This window comes from Roseburia sp. 1XD42-34 (genome assembly GCF_009917385.1).
Lineage (GTDB): Bacteria > Bacillota > Bacilli > Bacillales > Amphibacillaceae > Virgibacillus.
In genome coordinates, this window is record NZ_QWLJ01000081.1 from 1 (window position 1) to 2,416 (window position 2,416).

Genomic DNA, 2,416 nt, shown 5'->3' on the forward strand with positions numbered 1-2,416 from the left:
TAAATAAGAGATCATCCAACGATTCATCTTCCTAAATGGTTAGTTAAGTCCTCGATCGATTAGTATCCGTCAGCTACACGTGTCACCACGCTTCCACCTCGGACCTATCAACCTCATCATCTCTGAGGGATCTTACTCACTTCTAGTGATGGGAAGTCTCATCTTGAGGGGGGCTTCATGCTTAGATGCTTTCAGCACTTATCCCTGCCACACGTAGCTACCCAGCTATGCTCCTGGCGGAACAACTGGTACACCAGCGGTGTGTCCATCCCGGTCCTCTCGTACTAAGGACAGCTCCTCTCAAACCTCCTGCGCCCACGACGGATAGGGACCGAACTGTCTCACGACGTTCTGAACCCAGCTCGCGTACCGCTTTAATGGGCGAACAGCCCAACCCTTGGGACCGACTACAGCCCCAGGATGCGATGAGCCGACATCGAGGTGCCAAACCTCCCCGTCGATGTGAACTCTTGGGGGAGATAAGCCTGTTATCCCCGGGGTAGCTTTTATCCGTTGAGCGATGGCCCTTCCATGCGGAACCACCGGATCACTAAGCCCGACTTTCGTCCCTGCTCGACTTGTAGGTCTCGCAGTCAAGCTCCCTTCTGCCTTTACACTCTGCGAATGATTTCCAACCATTCTGAGGGAACCTTTGGGCGCCTCCGTTACCTTTTGGGAGGCGACCGCCCCAGTCAAACTGCCCGCCTGACACTGTCTCCGGACCGGATCACGGCCCTGGGTTAGAAGGTTCGTACAGCCAGGGTGGTATCCCACGGTTGCCTCCACGTAAGCTAGCGCTCACGCTTCGATGGCTCCCACCTATCCTGTACAAGCTGTACCAACATTCAATATCAGGCTACAGTAAAGCTCCACGGGGTCTTTCCGTCCTGTCGCGGGTAATGCGCATCTTCACGCATAGTATAATTTCACCGGGTCTCTCGTTGAGACAGTGCCCAAGTCGTTGCACCTTTCGTGCGGGTCGGAACTTACCCGACAAGGAATTTCGCTACCTTAGGACCGTTATAGTTACGGCCGCCGTTTACTGGGGCTTCGGTTCTACGCTTCGTGCCGAAGCACTAACGTTTCCCCTTAACCTTCCAGCACCGGGCAGGTGTCAGCCCCTATACTTCGCCTTTCGGCTTCGCAGAGACCTGTGTTTTTGCTAAACAGTCGCTTGGGCCTATTCACTGCGGCTCCTCCTTAAAGGAGCACCCCTTCTCCCGAAGTTACGGGGTCATTTTGCCGAGTTCCTTAACGAGAGTTCTCCCGCTCACCTTAGGATTCTCTCCTCGCCTACCTGTGTCGGTTTGCGGTACGGGCACCTATGAACTTACTAGAGGCTTTTCTTGGCAGTGTGAAATCCGGAACTTCGGTACTCTATTTCCCTCCCCGTCACAGCTTGAAATTATCGGACGGATTTGCCTATCCGACTTTCTCACTGCTTGGGCGCACACTTCCATCGGTGCGCATTCCTTATCCTACTGCGTCCCCCCATCGTTCAAACACTCATGAGGTGGTACAGGAATATCTACCTGTTGTCCATCGCCTACGCCTTTCGGCCTCGGCTTAGGTCCCGACTAACCCTGAGAGGACGAGCCTTCCTCAGGAAACCTTAGGCTTTCGGTGAAAGAGATTCTCACTCTTTTTTCGCTACTCATACCGGCATTCTCACTTCAAAGCGCTCCACCAGTCCTCACGGTCTGACTTCACTGCACTTTGAACGCTCTCCTACCATTGTTCGTAAGAACAATCCGCAGCTTCGGTGATACGTTTAGCCCCGGTACATTTTCGGCGCAGAGTCACTCGACCAGTGAGCTATTACGCACTCTTTAAATGGTGGCTGCTTCTAAGCCAACATCCTGGTTGTCTGGGCAACTCCACATCCTTTTCCACTTAACGTATACTTTGGGACCTTAGCTGGCGGTCTGGGCTGTTTCCCTTTCGACTATGAACCTTATCACCCATAGTCTGACTCCCAAGGATAAGTAGCTGGCATTCGGAGTTTGACTGAATTCGGTAACCCGATGAGGGCCCCTAGTTCAATCAGTGCTCTACCTCCAGTACTCTTTCCTTGAGGCTAGCCCTAAAGCTATTTCGGAGAGAACCAGCTATCTCCGTGTTCGATTGGCATTTCACCCCTACCCACACCTCATCCCCGCATTTTTCAACATACGTGGGTTCGGGCCTCCAGTCAGTGTTACCTGACCTTCACCCTGGACATGGGTAGATCACACGGTTTCGGGTCTACGACCGCATACTCATTTCGCCCTATTCAGACTCGCTTTCGCTGCGGCTCCGTGTCTTCCACTTAACCTTGCATACGATCGTAACTCGCCGGTCCATTCTACAAAAGGTACGCCGTCACCCATTAACGGGCTTCGACTACTTGTAGGCACACGGTTTCAGGTTCTCTTTC

1 rRNA gene is annotated in these 2,416 nt (G+C 53.0%); it reads right to left on the minus strand.

Annotation, left to right across the window (positions count from 1 at the left end):
• Positions 1-39: 39 nt before the first annotated feature.
• A 23S ribosomal RNA gene (locus D1839_RS20045) occupies positions 40-2,416 on the minus strand; the annotation flags it as partial.